The 17,812-nt window shown below is 34.1% G+C and carries 13 protein-coding genes, 1 tRNA gene and 2 rRNA genes; 1 reads left to right on the top strand and 15 read right to left on the bottom strand.

Translation table 11 applies throughout. The annotated features are described in order from the left end of the window. Positions 1 to 3 precede the first annotated feature (3 nt). The 12 genes from ACWJKS_RS19125 to ACWJKS_RS19070 form a co-directional block, all read right to left on the bottom strand. On the bottom strand, positions 4 to 2,784 hold the full coding sequence (locus ACWJKS_RS19125) for a calcium-translocating P-type ATPase, PMCA-type (RefSeq protein WP_462960188.1): 2,781 nt from the start codon (positions 2,782 to 2,784) through the stop codon (positions 4 to 6). A gap of 163 nt (positions 2,785 to 2,947) precedes the next feature. Then, entirely contained in the window at positions 2,948 to 3,553 is a 606-nt protein-coding gene (locus tag ACWJKS_RS19120) for a TerD family protein (RefSeq protein WP_462960187.1), read from the bottom strand. A 67-nt stretch (positions 3,554 to 3,620) separates the two neighbouring features. Then, complete coding sequence (locus ACWJKS_RS19115) at positions 3,621 to 4,199, bottom strand: TerD family protein (RefSeq protein ID WP_216304199.1); 579 nt, start codon at positions 4,197 to 4,199, stop codon at positions 3,621 to 3,623. An 82-nt stretch (positions 4,200 to 4,281) separates the two neighbouring features. After that, the gene (locus tag ACWJKS_RS19110; RefSeq protein ID WP_216304198.1) at positions 4,282 to 4,863 is read right to left on the bottom strand and encodes a TerD family protein; all 582 of its coding nucleotides are present in this window, start codon (positions 4,861 to 4,863) and stop codon (positions 4,282 to 4,284) included. A gap of 389 nt (positions 4,864 to 5,252) precedes the next feature. After that, positions 5,253 to 6,410, bottom strand: coding sequence for a mechanosensitive ion channel family protein (locus ACWJKS_RS19105; RefSeq protein ID WP_462960186.1), 1,158 nt, complete (start codon positions 6,408 to 6,410; stop codon positions 5,253 to 5,255). 288 nt (positions 6,411 to 6,698) lie between these two features. Then, positions 6,699 to 7,115, bottom strand: coding sequence for a tetratricopeptide repeat protein (locus ACWJKS_RS19100; RefSeq protein ID WP_462960185.1), 417 nt, complete (start codon positions 7,113 to 7,115; stop codon positions 6,699 to 6,701). A gap of 183 nt (positions 7,116 to 7,298) precedes the next feature. Beyond that, on the bottom strand, positions 7,299 to 8,000 hold the full coding sequence (locus tag ACWJKS_RS19095; RefSeq protein ID WP_216304196.1) for a response regulator: 702 nt from the start codon (positions 7,998 to 8,000) through the stop codon (positions 7,299 to 7,301). Further along, complete coding sequence (locus tag ACWJKS_RS19090; protein ID WP_462960184.1) at positions 7,969 to 9,600, bottom strand: DUF4118 domain-containing protein; 1,632 nt, start codon at positions 9,598 to 9,600, stop codon at positions 7,969 to 7,971. The genes ACWJKS_RS19095 and ACWJKS_RS19090 overlap by 32 nt, the downstream gene beginning before the upstream one ends. 175 nt (positions 9,601 to 9,775) lie before the next feature. Next, positions 9,776 to 10,276 carry a DNA-binding protein gene (locus ACWJKS_RS19085; RefSeq protein WP_165413758.1) on the bottom strand — a complete coding sequence of 167 codons (501 nt, stop codon included), beginning with the start codon at positions 10,274 to 10,276 and terminating at the stop codon, positions 9,776 to 9,778. After that, complete coding sequence (locus tag ACWJKS_RS19080; RefSeq protein ID WP_462960183.1) at positions 10,252 to 11,787, bottom strand: TrkH family potassium uptake protein; 1,536 nt, start codon at positions 11,785 to 11,787, stop codon at positions 10,252 to 10,254. Before ACWJKS_RS19080 ends, ACWJKS_RS19085 begins: the two co-directional genes overlap by 25 nt. Positions 11,788 to 11,900: 113 nt before the next feature. Then, positions 11,901 to 12,560, bottom strand: coding sequence for a potassium channel family protein (locus ACWJKS_RS19075; protein WP_165413760.1), 660 nt, complete (start codon positions 12,558 to 12,560; stop codon positions 11,901 to 11,903). Further along, positions 12,557 to 13,210, bottom strand: coding sequence for a potassium channel family protein (locus ACWJKS_RS19070; RefSeq protein ID WP_216304192.1), 654 nt, complete (start codon positions 13,208 to 13,210; stop codon positions 12,557 to 12,559). The genes ACWJKS_RS19075 and ACWJKS_RS19070 overlap by 4 nt, the downstream gene beginning before the upstream one ends. A 538-nt stretch (positions 13,211 to 13,748) precedes the next feature. Here ACWJKS_RS19070 and ACWJKS_RS19065 point away from each other — a divergent pair. Beyond that, positions 13,749 to 14,324, top strand: coding sequence for a response regulator (locus ACWJKS_RS19065; protein WP_220287447.1), 576 nt, complete (start codon positions 13,749 to 13,751; stop codon positions 14,322 to 14,324). 31 nt (positions 14,325 to 14,355) lie between these two features. Here the strand turns inward: ACWJKS_RS19065 and ACWJKS_RS19060 are convergent. The 3 genes from ACWJKS_RS19060 to ACWJKS_RS19050 all read right to left on the bottom strand — a co-directional run bounded on the left by ACWJKS_RS19060 (position 14,356) and on the right by ACWJKS_RS19050 (position 17,565). Further along, positions 14,356 to 14,431, bottom strand: a tRNA-Lys gene (locus ACWJKS_RS19060). Positions 14,432 to 14,437: 6 nt separating this feature from the next. Beyond that, positions 14,438 to 14,554: ribosomal RNA gene (rrf, locus tag ACWJKS_RS19055) — 5S ribosomal RNA — on the bottom strand. Positions 14,555 to 14,639: 85 nt separating this feature from the next. Then, a 23S ribosomal RNA gene (locus ACWJKS_RS19050) occupies positions 14,640 to 17,565 on the bottom strand. Positions 17,566 to 17,812: the final 247 nt, after the last annotated feature.

The following is a 17,812-nucleotide window of genomic DNA, read 5'->3' as shown; positions in this document are numbered from 1 at the left end:
CTTCTAAGCTACTCTCTTTTCTTCTGATTCTTCTTCTATTTGTTGTTGTTCTTTTTTTACAAAAGGCTTCACAATCAATTTCACAATTTCATTTACTACTATTATAAGTGAAGATAAAATGATTATCTTTAACCACATAGTAGCGCTTAAAGACACTGCATTAAAGAATTTCGAAAACACTTCAGTTACAAATATTTGTGTTACTGCTGTAATCATAATTATCTTTAAAAATATAGTGTTCTTTGTAAGGCTAGGAAATATGCTATCTGCCCCAAATTCTCTACAATTAAAAGCATTAAATAATGCACTGAAAGCAAATAATGCAAATAATGCTGTTTGCATTTCGTTTGGTCCTGTAATCCCATCTTTAGGGAATCCAGTTCCTAATATGTCAAACTTCATCTGAATCATGATAACACAAGTTATATATAAAGCATTGGCAATCATACTTCTTAACATTTGTTTAGTTATAATACTAGCATTTCTATTTGTAGGTTTTCTGTTTAAAACAGCATCTCTTACTGGTTCTAGTCCCAGGGATAGTGCTGGTGGGCCATCCATTATAATATTTACCCATAGAAGTTGTATTGTAGTGAATGGCATTTGAAAGTCAAACACTACAGATAAAATTGCTGTTAAGAATGCAATTATATTTACAGTTATCTGGAATTGAATAAATCTTTGGAAGTTTTCATAAATACCCCTTCCCCATTTAATTCCTTTTACAATAGTCCCAAAACTATCATCTGTTAAAATTATATCCGCTGCATTTTTACTAACCTCGGTACCAGCTATACCCATAGCTATACCCACATCTGCTCTTGTAAGGGCTGGAGCATCATTTATTCCATCTCCAGTTACTGCAACTACTTCTCCATTACTTTGAAGAGCCTCAACTATTCTCATTTTTGTATCAGGCTTTGAACGTGCTACTATTGAGATAGTAGTTATTTCATCTTTAAGTTCCTCATCAGATAATGTATCTATATAAGTAGCCTCTACTGCCCTATTTTCACCACTAAGTAATCCTAATTCTTTTCCTATAGCAATGGCGGTATTAATGTTATCCCCTGTAAGCATTTTTGTAGAAACCCCTGCTTTTTTAGCAGTTTCTACGGCTTCCTTAACGTCAAGTCTTAGAGGATCTCTTATTCCTACGAATCCTGTAAACACTAAATCATTTTCTAAAGTGCCTTGCTCGGATGCCATAGCTACCTCTTCACTTATATTTCTATATGCAAATCCAAGTACACGCATAGATTTTCTCTGAAGTTTCTCTATTTCATCTAATATTTCTTCTCGTCTTGCTTGATCGAGCTCCACTTCCATGCAATTAATATGTTCATATTTGCATAATTCTAAAATAATTTCTGGCGCTCCCTTTGTTAATACTGTGGCACCTTTATCCTCTTCTATAACCGTACTCATTCTCTTACGCTTTGAACTAAATGGAATTTGATGAGCTATTTTTGCGCTTTGTCTTTCTTGTACATAATCACAAGCATCATTGTATAAAAGAAGAGCACATTCTGTTGCACTACCTAAATATTTTACTTCTTTATCAGCTTTCTCAATATCTGCTGTTGAATTTACGATACAGTTATCTATAAAATAGTTATTTCTATCACTTAATTCATCTCTTGCTTTGAACTTTCCATTTAAGTACACTTGCTCTACAGTCATTCTATTTTGAGTAAGTGTACCTGTTTTATCTGAGCATATTACACTTACAGAACCTATTGTTTCACAGGCTTCTTTTTTAGTAACAAGCGCATTTATCTTAGCCATCTTTTGCATAGTTATTGCAAGTGTCATATTTATCATTGTTGGAAGACCTTCTGGAACAGCTGCAACAATTAAAGCAACACATACAACAAAGGCAGTTTTTATTGGTCCAACAGACTCTAAAAAGGCAAATACACCGGTAGTATCTGGTGATATAGTATTTGCTAGAACCATTTTTATAATCATAATTATAAATAGTATCGCAGCTATTGCGCTTGATACTTTTGAAATCTTAGCACCCAAATCTCCAAGTTTTGCTTGAAGCGGTGTTTCTAAATCACTTTCTTCAAGATTTTTAGCTATTTCGCCCATTTGTGAGCTATCACCAGTGGAAGTAACTACAAAGCTAGCTCTACCATACGCAATAAGTGTTCCCCCGAAAACCATATTCGTTTGTTTTGCTGGAATAGGGTCTTGCACAATATTTTTATCTTTAGCTTGTATATTTTCCATTTCTATAATAACATCGAAATCCTTGCTCACGTCTTCTGATTCTCCTGTAAGCATATCCTCTCTAACCATTAAATCTATACTACTTATGAGTCTTCCGTCCGCTGGTACCATATCACCCGTCTCAATTGAAACTATATCACCAGGTACCAAATCACTTTTATTCACTTGAACAATTTTCCCATTACGCAATGCTTTTACTTCTATATTTTCTGTCATTTTTGAAAGCGCATCTGCAGCTTTTTGTGATTTTCCTTCTGTGAAAATTCCTATGCCAATTCCTATTGCTACAGCACATACTATACCAATGGCGTCACTAAACTCTCCTACTAATGCACTAATTACCGCTGCCGCTAAAAGTATTATCATCATAGGCTCAGTTATTGCCTCCTTAATACTATCCCACATCGATCCCTTTTCTTGTTTAGTAAATTCGTTAGCACCATACTTTGCTAGTCTTTCTTTAATCTCAGAACCCGATAATCCCTTACTACTATCAACTTTAAGACTTTTTAAAACTTCTGAGATCTGCTTATTAAAATATTTCATGTTATCCACCCTTCTGTAATTTACATAATTTCTTTTAAATTAAAATGTAGAAAATGATAACCCTCTCATTTTCTACATCACTAGTATATCTATATATCTATATATCTATAAATGTATATAAATATATCTACATTTATCTATAATCTATTTAAACCCAGTTTGTCTATTGGTATCTTTTTATCATTTCACCTAAGCCAGATGAAGCATCTGTTTCTCCTACGGCTGTAAATTTCCATTCTCCATTAATGCGATAAATTTCTGCAACGAATAACCCAGTTTTACCAGAATATTCTTCTGTTAAGTTAAAACGAAGCATCTCTTTATCGTCCGTTAGATTTACTAAACGTATAAAAGCATTTTGTATCATACCAAAATGTTGTTTACGCTGAACTGCCGCATAGATATTAACCACAAAAACTAACTTAGTTATATTTTGAGGTATGCTTGACAGATCAACCATAATTTGCTCATCATCTCCATCACCATCTCCAGTAAGATTGTCTCCCATATGCTGAATACTACCACATTTACTTTTTAAGTTCCCGAAATAAACCATATTTTCTTTTCCTCTTAGCTTATCATTTTCATCAAGCATTAGCACAGAAGCATCACAATCTATTTGTGCTTGCTTTCCACCAAATAAGCCTCCAAACAATCCCTTAGATGCTCGCTCCACTGGATCCCATCCAAGTCCGACCATTGTCTTTTTTAACCCAGGATTATCTTTTGTAAGATTTATCTTTTGACCTTTTTGTAAATTTATACCCATTTTGTCATCCCCTTTAAATATTCAGTGAATATTTATCCACTGATTAATTTAAATATCATATTGCTTTCTATGCATCAAGACCATAATTTTTACAAAGGGCTGCTAATCCACCTTGAAATCCACTTCCTGTCGCACTAAATTTCCATTCTCCATTGTTACGATATATTTCACAAAATACTAATGCAGTTTCTACTGAAAAATCTTCTGATAAGTCGTACCTTAGGATTTCTTCATTAGTTTCTTCATTTACCACTCTAACAAACGCATTAGAAATTTGGCCGAAATTTTGTGCACGAGCTATTGCATCATGTATAGTTACTGTAATTGCAATTTTATCAATGTCTGTTGGTACTTTAGAAAATTCAATGATTAATTGTTCATCGTCTCCCTCGCCTTCTCCAGTTCTATTATCACCGGTATGTATAACAGCTCCTGTTGAATGCTCTAAATTGTTATAGAATATAAAGTCTAGGTCATTATTGGTTTTTCCATTTGAACCTACTAAAAAGGCTGAAGCATCTAAATCAAAATCTCCTCCACCTGAATATTTATTTGTATCCCAGCCTAGTCCTATAACTGCTTTAGCTAAACTTGGGTTAGTTTTAGTTAAATCTATTTTTTGACCTTTACTTAAGTTAATTGTCATAATTATTCCTCCTTATTAATCATCATTTCTTATGCTATTAATCATCATTTTTAATGCTGTTTATCATCATTTTCAATGCCATTTAATCTACACTAATTCCAAAGTTACTACAAAGCGCAGTTAATCCACCCTCAAAACCACTTCCTATTGCACTGAACTTCCACTCTCCGTTGTTACGATATAGTTCTGCTACTACCACTGCGGTTTCAATACTATAATCTTCACTTAAATCATATCTTATTAATTCATTATCATTATTTTCATTGAGAATTCTTATAAATGCATTAGATACTTGTCCAAAATTTTGGCATCTTTGAACAGCTTCGTGAATAGTTACAGTAAAGTTAATCTTCTCAATAGAAGATGGCACTTTACTCAGTTCAATTCTAATTTGTTCATCATCACCATCACCATCACCAGTTTTGTTATCTCCTAAATGCGTTACAGACCCTGCTGAGTCCTTTGGATTATTATAAAAGATAAAATCATTATCAGATGTTACTTTCCCATTTGCTCCAACTAAGAAAGCCGCTGCATCTAGATCGAAGGAAGCTCCACCATCATACTTATTAGTATCCCATCCAAGTCCAACAATAACATTACTAAGGCCTGGATTAGCTTTCGTTAAATCTACCTTTTGACCCTTTTTTAAACTAATTGCCATAATAAATTCCTCCTCAGAAACCACTATATAATATATAGTCCTTCAATAATTAATTTACTTATTAAAAATAAAAAGCTTATTATTAATCATTTCCAAAAATTCAGACAATAAACATCTTATCTGTTCATTTATAAAAAAAACTTTATTTTAGTTTAAATTATATAATATAATTAAACTAAAATAAAGCAACTATCATCATTACTATTATAACATTATTCCCCACTAAATACTAGATTACCAGTTAAATATCACTTACTGTTTTGTATATTTTTGGTGAACAAATAGCTATTCCGATAAAAGCAAGGTAAAAATTCGATAATAGCTGATGGTTATGTTATAGAAGGAACTGTTGAAAATATCATTATCTGCAAAAGCTCTAGGGTAAAGCTCTAAAGTTTTTTTTGAAGTTTATTCACTAATTCAAAATTTTCTTCTTTAGCTATACTAGGTAATTTTTCAACGTAAATACTTGTGCTTGGGAAAGCCATTGATATTCCCTCTTGCTGTAAAATGTCCAGTATATTAAAATTAACATTTTCTTTTATTTTAAAATATTCATCAAAATCTGGTGTATCAGTAAAGAAACATATTAAAATATCTAAACTAGTTGCATTAAATTTATCAAATGTAACAAGGATGCCTTCCTTACTAACCTGTGAATAATTCTCTAACATATTTCTAATCTTATCCACACAAATCTCTAATTTCTCCCTAGAGCTATAAGTTAATTCTAAATTCAAATTAACCCTTCGTTTACCCCTTCTACTAAAATTGGTTACAGCCTCATTAGTTAATTTTGAATTAGGCACTATTATTAATGCTTGATCAACAGTTCTTATTTTAGTAGTCCTAAACGAAATATCCTCTATGCTACCTTCTAATGTGTCACTATTAATCCAATCTCCAATAGTAAAAGGCTTATCTAATATTATAAACATACCTGCAATAACATTGGATGCCGCATCTTTAGCTGCTAATGCGAAAGCCAATCCTCCTAACCCAAGCCCAGTAACAAAACCTTGAATGTTATATCCCCACTTCTCAGCAATTATGGTAATAACTAACGCTACTAGCATCATTCTTAACGTTTTTGATATAAATGGGAATAATATTTTATCCACTTTTACATCATATGCTTTATGCATTCTCTCAAACAGCAGAGAAGATTCTCCAGTAAGATCATATAGTCCCCAACAAATTAAAATTATTACAGCAGAACTGAAAATCTTTTCTATAAATGAACTGTCAATTGGAACTCCTGCGATAATTAAAATTTTAAAAGCAAAATAAAATCCTAATACCTCAAAAAAGTTAGTTACAGGTTTTTGGAAAGCAGCTACTATTTTTGTATCTGTTTCAAATTTCGTTTTATTAACAAGTTTTAATATTATTTTGAATACATATTTTGCGAATATCTTTTTTAACAATACAAATAATGCGAAAACTGCGATAGCTATTCCTACATATTTTAATTTATAGGATGTTAAATCATTAAAAACCTCTTGTATTTTGTCTTTAGCAAAAAAGTCAACTATGGATTGGAACAAAACAACACACTCCTTTTTTTCTTATGTTAATATATATAATCATTTTAAGCTAATAATGTTATTTTCTCAATGGATTATATAGGAAGAAACAACTTTTATTAATATACAACCCTTTAAAATTATACTCTAGATGAGTTTAGTTAATTTTCCTGTAAGGTATTATTAATTAAACACCCTTATTCAACATCTATTTATATTTCTATAAGACATAAAAAAACTTCAGGGGATTTAAATTCTCCCTCTGAAGTGGTTAATCGATCACCTTAGATACTCCTTGAATTGTAAACACTATTTAGCACCTTGACTTTGCACCGGTCTCATTATTTTTAAAATGTCCAACACGTACCCCCTTATAACTATTAAATATGCTGTTTGATTTTCTTTCTCCATATTATCTCCGTAATCTATATTTTTTTCATTAAATATATAAAAAAATGAAGTTAATTTCTCTAAATTTCTATCTGCTGGTTTATAAGTTGGATCAAACACATATGATGCTCTATAGTATTTACACGCCATAGCTGCATCGCCTTTATATTCTGAAATAACTCCTAGTAAATTGTACACTTCTGCCGAATGATCATTTTGAATCATAGCTGCATATAGATACATATGTGCTAGATCATATTTATTTGACTTTATTTCATTAATAGCTTCTTTTATATTATTTTGAAAAGAACTTTCTTCATTACTATTTGTTAACATATAATCACCCCAGGTTATCCTTTCACTTTATATTTATAATTATATCTTATCAAAATCACCATGAACTTGATATTAAGAAAGTATAAAGATAAATCCTGATGTATAAAGATTATGTTAATATTTTAAGTTACGTCTTATTTTTTTGCAAAAAAAGATGAAGCTAAAAGCTTCATTTTTGGAACATTATTCATCTACTAAACGATAACCTACTCCAACCTCCGTTATGATATACTGCGGCCTAGCAGGATCCTTCTCTATTTTTCTTCTTATATTAGCCATAAATACCCTAAGAGACTGTGTATCATTCTCAAAATAACTTCCCCAAATCTCATCAACTATATATTTATGAGTTAACACGCGTCCTGCATATCTTGACATTAGCTCAATTAGTTTGTATTCCATTGGTGTTAAATGTATCTCTTTATCTAAAATTATAACTTTACGTTTTTCAAAATCTATCTTTAAATCCTTCACCTTAAATACTGACTGCACATCGTTTTGTGACTTATTCTCTCCATTAAAATGTCTAAGTGCCACTCTAGTTCTAGCTAAAAGCTCTGCTACACTAAAAGGCTTGGTCAAATAATCATCTGCACCTTTATCTAAGGCTTCAACTTTTTCCCTTTCAAGTCCACGAGCTGAAACAACTATAATCCTAGCTTTTGTAGACTCCCTTACTTTCTCAATAACATTAAGTCCATCAATATCTGGTAACCCTAAGTCCAAAATTATTATATCTGGATTATGTGAAAAAATAAGTGTTATAGCCGCATTCCCAAATTCAGTTTCAATGCACTTATATCCCTGTGCTTCAAGCGAAATTTTCATAAATTTTTTAATAGGCTTATCATCTTCAACTATTAAAATCAAAGGCTTCATATCCACTGCCATCACCCCTTATTACAGGTAAACCAAATCTAAAAGTCGCCCCACCAGAAGAGTTATTTAAAGCTTCTATATATCCACCATGTGCTTCTATTATAGACTTACAAATAGCAAGTCCCAATCCTATCCCTCGCTTTTCTAGGGAATTACTCTTCGCCCTGGTATAAAACCTATCAAATATAGTTGGTATATCTTCTTCCGGTATGCCTTTTCCATTATCTGATACCTCAAAAACTACACTATCTTCCTTTTCTGTAACTTTAACTTCTATAATAGAATCACTCCGTGAATACTTGATGGCATTATCAATCAAATTAATAAACACTTGTTCTATTAATAATCCATCTACAAATAATATAACCATTTTTTCCGGTAGTTCAATCTTAATATTATGACTTCCCGAAAACCTTGTAACTCTCGATATAGATTCAGCAACAAGTTCTTCAACAATCTCTACCTCTTTCTTAATTTCAAGCTTACCTTCATCTATCCGTGTCATGCTTAATATATTTTCAACTGAATGTATAAGCCAGCTTGTATCTTCATAAATTATTTCAAGAAGTTCTTTCTTGGTATCATTATCAAGTACATCATAATTATCACTAATAGTAGAAACTGACCCTAATATTCCTGTTAGCGGAGTTCTTAAATCATGCGAAATTGACCTTAAAATATTGCCCCTAAGCCTTTCCGTCTCAGTCTCTAAATTTATCTGTCTTTTCTTTTCGTATAACTCTTCTCTTTCAATAGCTAAAGCGATTTGTGTAGAAACGGACTCTAGAAGGATCTTTTCATTTTTTGATAACATATTTTCTTCTAAACATGCGATGCCAATAATTCCAAGAATCCTATTTTGTCCTTTAATGGGATGGTAATATCCAATACTATTTAAGGAAATTTCAGCTTCAATGCCAACTGATTTGCCTATTTCAAAGCATTTTTCAATTGCTCCAACCTCTATATCTGACTTAAAAATCCCCCTACTATATTCTCCATTAAGCATATATTCACTTGGCTGTTGCAAATTATTTTTATTATCTACTATAGCTATCATAATATTTCTGTTAAACATGTCAACTAAATTATCTCCACAAAACTCAACTACTTGTTTTTTATTTCTTGCCGTAAGCAATGACTTATTAATTTTATATAAAATTTTCATTCTATTTTCACGTATATATGATATCTTAGCTTGCGACTTAACTCTTGAAGTTAAAGTGCTTGTAATAATTGCTGCTATAAGCATTATAATAAAAGTTACTGGATAATCAGCTCTATAAGCTAGAAAGGTATAATATGGCACCGTAAATAAAAAGTTAAATGATAGCACTCCAATTATCGCGGCCAGTATACCATAACCATATCCATCAGTACTTCTTGATACGAATAATACACCTAAAATAAATACTATTATTACATTTGATTCATGTAACCCAATTTTTCTAAATATCAGAGATATTACAGTGGCTAAACTCATAATTACTATAGTTTTAACCACATTGGTAATCATTATTGTTTTAGGTTTGATTTCTTCATAATCACTATATTCATATTCACTAGAAATTTTGAAAAACTTCTCATCAAATTTACCTTTTTTCAAACTCCACATCACCTTCCTAATATATCTAATTATCGTTTATTTGAACTATGACTATCCTAAATGCCTCTTAATTAGCAATGCTAATCTTGAATAATCCATTACTTAAAAAGGATATCTAGTACTATGCTTAGTATGGACAAAATAGTTTTAGTTTTAAAGTTCTAAAAAAAGCATTTCACTTTGAAGTGCTTTTAGTAAATTTTATATATGAAAAAATTAAAGCAAGTGTGATGACTGTTAATATTATTGCTATACCTTTTTTATTGTTACTTATAGGGATTGCTACTTTGTGCCCAGGCTCTATAATTTTAACCGAGCTTGCATGTATATCCATATCCCCCCCATGGTCCTTACAAGCCCTATTAAAAGTTCCATTTATCTTAACTATATCTCCCTTATAACCATACTTACCAAATTTTTTTATACTTTGAACTTCATCAGATTTAATCCATATTCCCATAGCTGTGCTTCCATCATTGATATTTACCCATGAATATTTACCTCTATTCATACATTCACCAATAGCTTCACCCTTTAATGTAATTTTACTATTATCAATATTTTTGCTATTTTCGATTAATTCATTAAAATTACTATATTCCTTTGCCATACATGTTATTGAAAAACAAAAAGCCAAAATACACACTACTATTATTGTTTTAAAAGTCTTAACCATAACTTCTTAATGCCTCCAAATGTGACTCCTATTAGCGCAAACACAGATATGAATTCTAATCTTCCTAAATACATTGCAATTATATAATATACCTTCATTGCAGTAGGCATTGTAGGCGCCGTAATCCCAATGGATAATCCTACATTTCCTGTAACTGAAGCAGCTTCAAAAGCTGAACTGAGCACTGGATATCCATAATAGGTTCCCAACGCAGTACCTATAAAAAATAATATTATATATAATATTATTATTAGGTAAGCAGATTTCACCATTGCATCCTCTAAGATAATTTCCTTTATATGATGAAATTTAAACACCTTTATTTTTCTATCAGAATTTAATAATTTGTTTACCTCTGCAATTATACTTTTAAAAACTAATCCTACCCTTAATCCTTTAAACCCACCTGCCGTAGAACATGCTGATCCACCTATAAGCATGGCTATTATAAGCATAACCACAGGAAAATCGCCCCATTCAGTTGCAAACTGTCTCGCATAAAGATTACCAAACCCTGTAGTTGTATGCGCTGATAATACATTATAAATACCTTTTCTGAAAACCGATATACCATTACTATATACACCTGAATTTGTTAGTTTTAACGCTGTAAAAAAAGAAATAATTAAAGCTGTAATAAAAAAACTCTGTGTTTCAATATTCCTGAATATTTCTTTTTTATTACCTTGCCATACTGCATAATGTAATGCAAAATTTAAAGAACCAATGACAAAGAAAATCATTGTTAATAACTCATAAGAAAGACTATGATAATACAGAATATTTTGAGACATTGGTGCAAATCCACCAGTACTCCATGCAGACATAAAAATAAATAATCCATGAAAAAAAGCACTTACAGGCTGCATACCTATAAACATTCCATTAATCCAAAGCATAGTAGTCCCTACAATTAAATACACAATACTTATTTTCCATATAATTCTTGCTGTGTTTTTTACATTAGGTACGAGTTCAGCATCCTTACCTTCACCAACATACATTTTGTAAGCACCTAAAGTATGGTTTACCATAAAACTTAAAGCTAGTACCACCATGCCTTGGCCTCCAACAAAGGTAAGAATGTGTCTCCACATATTTAATCCTAGAGAAAGATGGTCAAGATTTTGAATAAGTAGGACTCCTGTGGTTGTAAATCCACTCATAACATCAAAACATGCATCTAAGAAAGATGTTGTATTTCCACTGAGCTCATAAGGCACCGCACATAACAAAGTTAATATAATCCATGAACTAGATGCAATAATTAACCCATGCTTCCATTGCAACCTTACTTTATCAACCTTGTCTTTACCTGTAAACATAAGAACTATACCTAAACTAATCGCTATATTTATACTAATAATAAAATCTAAAAGCGCGCTCCATTCCTTAAATATCAATGAGATCAATATGGGTATCAACATTAAACTTGCAGTTCCCATTATTACATAGCCTACATAAAAATTTATTATTTTAAAATCATCAAAGTTTTTTGTTATTTTTTTCATATAATCACCTTGCTAAAATCATATTAATGCCATATAAAATAAATAAAAATGTTAATGTATATCCTATCTCTGTAATTACTCCGCATACAATTTTTTTATTAGTCATAATATATTTACCCTCCAATTATAGATTTTTCTACATCATTTTTTTTATCTGTATTTGTGATAATAAGTACTTTATCACCTTCTTTTATATCTACGCAGCCTCTTGGAAAAATTACTTCCCCACTTCTTATTATTGATAGTATTACACATTCCTTAGGTATATTTAACTGCTCTACTGATTTATCTTTCCATGCGCTTCTTTTATCTATTTTTGCTTCTACTAATGTCATTTCTCCTTTATTAATGCTTTCTATAATTTTCAGTGGTTCGCTATTAAATTCACCCTCTATCAAATTGCAAATTACTTGTGTGCTACATACAGTCTTATCCACTCCTAACGCTTCGAAAATTGCTGTATTTTTAGGATTGTTGATTCTAGCTATTGTTTCATTAATATTAAAGTTTACTTTAGCCATCTGACATATTACCAGGTTTTCCTCATCTTTTCCCGTTACTGCAGCTACAACTTCAGCTTGCTCTATATCCGCATCTTCTAATACTTCAACATCTGAGCCATCCCCACATATTACATCTACTTCAAGTTCTTCGGCAACCTTTTCACAAATTTTTGTGTTTTTTTCTATTAGCACTACCTGATGTTTTTTTTCTTTTAATGCTTTAACAAGATAGTATCCTACCTTCCCACCGCCAACTACTATTGCTCTCATCTAAGTTTCTCCTTCATTATTGCCTTTACTAACTTTTCTTTATTCTCCTTATTTATGCTACAAATTATTTTGTCACCCTTTTCCAATAGTTCATTTTCATTTGGTATAATAAGTTCCCCCTTTTTGGAAACTGCACATATCCTACAATTAAACTTATCTTCTATTTCTAAAATGTTATTAATTCTAAGTCTGTTTATTGTAATCTCCTCTATTGATATATCATTATTTAATATCAATAATGCATCTGATTTTTTATCTATTATTTTGTTTTTAATTATATTTATACTTACTTCAGTTGGACTTATAGTTTGTAGTCCTAGTTTTCTATAAATAAATTCCCTTGATGGATCAAAAATTCTAGCTATTACTTTAGGCACCTTAAATATATCCTTTGCAATTTGACTAGCCATAATATTTATATTATCTGCTGGAGTCATAGCTAAAAATATATCTGCTTTATCTATTCCCGCGTCTATTAATATATCATTATCTATCTCCACTCCTTTAATTCTAATTCCATTAAATCCACTTCTAAGTCTCTCTAGATTTTCCGCATGTTTATCCACTATTACCACATCATGACCGTCATTAGACAATTCCATAGCAAGTCCGCTACCTAATCTACCACAACCTATTATTACAATATACATAGTATGTTCTCCTTACTTAAATTTCTTTTAAAAAAACCATAGCTGAATTTAAAACTACTTTTAGTAAGTTAATATGAATTTACTATTAAATTTAAATACCATATGCATATTTTAAGCAATTATAGGAAATAATGCAACTTTGCATAACTGTCCTTAAAATCATTCTCCTACCTGTTATATGTGGTTTAAGAAATCTAGCAATTCTATTCTTTGTTTACATTCGTTTTTGTTCATTTTCCTCATAGTACTAACTCCATAATTGAGTATACAACTTACTTAAAAGAAGTACAGTGTGTTTTTATCTATAATTTGCATATAACACATATTTTACATGTTAAAGTATTCACTTGTAGTTGATTATAATTAATAAAAGTAATATATAAACTTAAAAATACAGATGAGAATATTATCAGGATTATTATTTTATTTAAAATCCTACTCAACTAAAATTAAGCTATAATTCTACACCATTAAGTGTTAAAATTATAGCTCTATATGTTTAATAATACAATTTTTCACTTGGGAAAGAAGGACTACTATGAAAAGAGCTTTAGTTGTAGATGATACAAAAAATATTCGTACGTTGCTTGGCATTTACCTTAAACTAAACAATTTTGAAGTTTTGATGGCTACTAATGGTCATGAAGCTTTATCATTAATCGATACTGTGCCCGTAGATTTAATATTTTTAGATATTAAAATGCCCGAAATAAGTGGCACAGAAGTTCTAAAACGAATTAGAACTAAAGGAATAACCGCTCCAGTAGTAATTATGACAGCTTTTGCCACAGTTAAAAATGCAGTGGATTGTACTAAACTTGGGGCAATTACTTATTTACAGAAGCCTTTTACTACAGATAAGATTAAAACTATTCTTGCTGAATTGACTACAAAAGATGATACCTATGATAAAAATATTGAACACCAAATAATTACTATAAAATATTTAATAAATGAAAATAACTTAGAAAAAGCATTAGATACTTTAAAAGTGGTTTTATCCACCGATCCAAGTATTCCAGAGATTTATGAATTAATGTCTATAGTATATAGTAGACAAGGAGAATTAAAAAAATCGAAAATATTTCATAATATGTCGGAACAGTGGAAATAAAAAAAAAGCACTTCATAAAGAAGTACTTTTTTGGTGGCTTACCGGGGAATCGAACCCCGGACACCATGATTAAAAGTCATGTGCTCTACCAACTGAGCTAGTAAACCATGTTTACCTGGCGACAACCTACTCTTCCACAAGGTCACCCCTGCAGTACCATCGGCGCATTGAAGCTTAACCTTCGTGTTCGGTATGGGAACGGGTGTTACCTTCATGCCATAATCACCAGATTGAGAATATAAATATTCTCTGAAAATTGCACAGTGAATTAGTCTTCTTCCTTACGTCCGAAGCTTCGCGTTATTTTTAATTATTTAGGTCAAGCCCTCGACTTATTAGTATTAGTCAGCTGAACATGTTACCATGCTTACACCTCTAACCTATCAACCTGGTGGTCTTCCAGGAGTCTTACTAACACCGCACTTACGTGCGAGTTATGGGAAATCTCATCTCAGGGTGGGCTTCACGCTTAGATGCTTTCAGCGTTTATCCCTTCCAAACATAGCTACCCAGCGATGCCACTGGCGTGACAACTGGTGCACCAGAGGTTTGTCCATCCCGGTCCTCTCGTACTAAGGACAGCTCCCTTCAAATTTCCTACGCCCGCGACGGATAGGGACCGAACTGTCTCACGACGTTCTGAACCCAGCTCGCGTGCCGCTTTAATGGGCGAACAGCCCAACCCTTGGGACCTACTTCAGCCCCAGGATGCGACGAGCCGACATCGAGGTGCCAAACCTCCCCGTCGATGTGGACTCTTGGGGGAGATCAGCCTGTTATCCCCGAGGTAGCTTTTATCCGTTGAGCGATGGCCCTCCCACGAGGTACCACCGGATCACTAAGCCCGACTTTCGTCCCTGCTCCACTTGTAAGTGTCGCAGTCAGGCTCCCTTCTGCCTTTGCACTCTTCGCGCGATTTCCAACCGCGCTGAGGGAACCTTTGGGCGCCTCCGTTACTTTTTTGGAGGCGACCGCCCCAGTCAAACTGCCCACCTAACAATGTCCTGTGACCAGATTCATGGCCTCCAGTTAGAACCTCAGTACTGTCAGGGTGGTATCCCAAGGATGACTCCACACAGGCTGACGCCCATGTTTCTCAGTCTCCCACCTATCCTGTACAGACAATACCGAAATTCAATGCTAAGCTACAGTAAAGCTCTACGGGGTCTTTCCGTCCAATCGCGGGTAGCAAGCATCTTCACTTGCACTACAATTTCGCCGGATGTGTTGTTGAGACAGTGCCCAAATCATTACGCCATTCGTGCGGGTCGGAACTTACCCGACAAGGAATTTCGCTACCTTAGGACCGTTATAGTTACGGCCGCCGTTTACTGGGGCTTAAGTTCATACCTTCGCTTGCGCTAAGTAATCCCCTTAACCTTCCAGCACCGGGCAGGCGTCAGCCCCTATACATCAGCTTTCGCTTTAGCAGAGACCTGTGTTTTTGCTAAACAGTTGCTTGGGCCTATTCTCTGCGACCTACTTACGTAGGCACCCCTTCTCCCGAAGTTACGGGGTCAATTTGCCGAGTTCCTTAACAACAATTCTTCCGATGGTCTTAGGATTCTCTCCTCACCTACCTGTGTCGGTTTGCGGTACGGGCACCAATATCCTCGATAGAGACTTTTCTTGGCAGCGTGGAATCAGATACTTCGGGAATAAATTCCCTTCCCCATCACATCTCAGCGTTAAGAGCAAACGGATTTGCCTGTCTGCTCCGCCTAAATGCTTAGACACACATCCAATAGTGTGCACATCTTATCCTCCTGCGTCATCCCATTTCTAATAACGTCCATTGGTGGTATCGGAATATCAACCGATTGTCCATCACCTACGCCTTTCGGCCTCGGCTTAGGTCCCGACTAACCCTGAGAGGACGAGCCTTCCTCAGGAAACCTTAGGTTTTCGACCGTTAAGATTCTCACTTAACTCTCGCTACTCATGCCAACATTCTCACTTCTGTACCGTCCACCACTCCTTACGGTATGACTTCAGCCAGTACAGAAAGCTCCTCTACCGCGTACACAATTGTGTACACCCATAGCTTCGGTGGTAAGTTTTAGCCCCGGACATCTTCGGCGCAGGATCTCTTGACTAGTGAGCTATTACGCACTCTTTAAATGAGTGGCTGCTTCTGAGCCAACATCCTAGTTGTCTTAGAAATCCCACATCCTTTTCCACTTAACTTACACTTTGGGACCTTAGCTGATGGTCTGGGCTGTTTCCCTTTTGACTACGGATCTTATCATTCGCAGTCTGACTGCCGAAATAAAAGTATATGGCATTCGGAGTTTGATAGGGTTCAGTAACTGTTGTCAGCCCCTAGCCCATTCAGTGCTCTACCTCCATTACTCAATTAATCGACGCTAGCCCTAAAGCTATTTCGAGGAGAACCAGCTATCTCCGAGTTCGATTGGAATTTCTCCGCTATCCACAGCTCATCCCATGGTTTTTCAACACCAACGTGGTTCGGACCTCCACGGAATTTTACTTCCGCTTCATCCTGGCCATGGATAGGTCACCCGGTTTCGGGTCTACGACATGCAACTATGCGCCCTATTCAGACTTGGTTTCCCTTCGGCTCCGTACCTTAAGTACTTAACCTTGCTACATATCGTAACTCGTTGGCTCGTTCTACAAAAAGCACGCCGTCACACATATAAAGTGCTTCGACCGGTTGTAGGCACACGGTTTCAGGTTCTATTTCACTCCCCTTCCGGGGTTCTTTTCACCTTTCCCTCACGGTACTTCTTCACTATCGGTCACTAGGTAGTATTTAGCCTTGGGAGGTGGTCCTCCCAGCTTCCCACAAGGTTTCACGTGTCTCGTGGTACTCTGGATTAGATCTGACTGTTTTTCCTTTTCATTTACAGGCCTATTACCTTCTGCGGAGCAGCTTTCCAGCTATCTTCAATTAAGGAATTGCAGTATTTATGATCTATCCTCAACCCCCAGATCAAAGACCTGGGTTTGGGCTCTTTCCCTTTCGCTCGCCGCTACTTAGGAAATCGATGTTTCTTTCTCTTCCTCCGGGTACTTAGATGTTTCAGTTCCCCGGGTCTACCTCTGCATACCTATTTATTCAGTATGCAGTACATAGTTGTTACTATGTGGGTTCCCCCATTCGGAAATCTTTGGATCACAGGCTATTTGCGCCTACCCAAAGCTTATCGCAGCTTAACGCGTCCTTCTTCGGCTCCTAGTGCCAAGGCATTCGCCATGCGCCCTTTGTAGCTTGACCTTGATTCTGTCTATTTACATAGACGGTTATATTAATTTTGCGAAATTGTATTAAATTAATTTATAAACTACTTGCGTAGTTTTAATTTTTTTAAAACAACTTTTTTCACTGTGCAATTTTCAAAGAACATTTTAAGAAAAACTATTCATTATCTAACTCCTAAGAGTTAGATAAAATTAGTCTCTCAAAATTAAACAGAGAACTAGGTACGATTAATTACAATAGATATTTTTGAAGAACAAATTAA

It is taken from the genome of Clostridium sp. CM038 (genome assembly GCF_055081105.1).
Note: the sequence above shows the minus strand (reverse complement) of the source record. Positions and strands in the feature narration are given on the sequence as shown.

What these genes read in the sequence shown, in the direction of transcription:
- ACWJKS_RS19125 (WP_462960188.1), bottom strand. Translation starts at nt 2,784, where the DNA reads ATGAAATATTTTAATAAGCAGATCTCAGAAGTTTTAAAAAGTCTTAAA.
- ACWJKS_RS19120 (WP_462960187.1), bottom strand. Translation starts at nt 3,553, where the DNA reads ATGGGTATAAATTTACAAAAAGGTCAAAAGATAAATCTTACAAAAGAT.
- ACWJKS_RS19115 (WP_216304199.1), bottom strand. Translation starts at nt 4,199, where the DNA reads ATGACAATTAACTTAAGTAAAGGTCAAAAAATAGATTTAACTAAAACT.
- ACWJKS_RS19110 (WP_216304198.1), bottom strand. Translation starts at nt 4,863, where the DNA reads ATGGCAATTAGTTTAAAAAAGGGTCAAAAGGTAGATTTAACGAAAGCT.
- ACWJKS_RS19100 (WP_462960185.1), bottom strand. Translation starts at nt 7,115, where the DNA reads ATGTTAACAAATAGTAATGAAGAAAGTTCTTTTCAAAATAATATAAAA.
- ACWJKS_RS19085 (WP_165413758.1), bottom strand. Translation starts at nt 10,276, where the DNA reads ATGGTTAAGACTTTTAAAACAATAATAGTAGTGTGTATTTTGGCTTTT.
- ACWJKS_RS19080 (WP_462960183.1), bottom strand. Translation starts at nt 11,787, where the DNA reads ATGAAAAAAATAACAAAAAACTTTGATGATTTTAAAATAATAAATTTT.
- ACWJKS_RS19075 (WP_165413760.1), bottom strand. Translation starts at nt 12,560, where the DNA reads ATGAGAGCAATAGTAGTTGGCGGTGGGAAGGTAGGATACTATCTTGTT.
- ACWJKS_RS19070 (WP_216304192.1), bottom strand. Translation starts at nt 13,210, where the DNA reads ATGTATATTGTAATAATAGGTTGTGGTAGATTAGGTAGCGGACTTGCT.
- ACWJKS_RS19065 (WP_220287447.1), top strand. Translation starts at nt 13,749, where the DNA reads ATGAAAAGAGCTTTAGTTGTAGATGATACAAAAAATATTCGTACGTTG.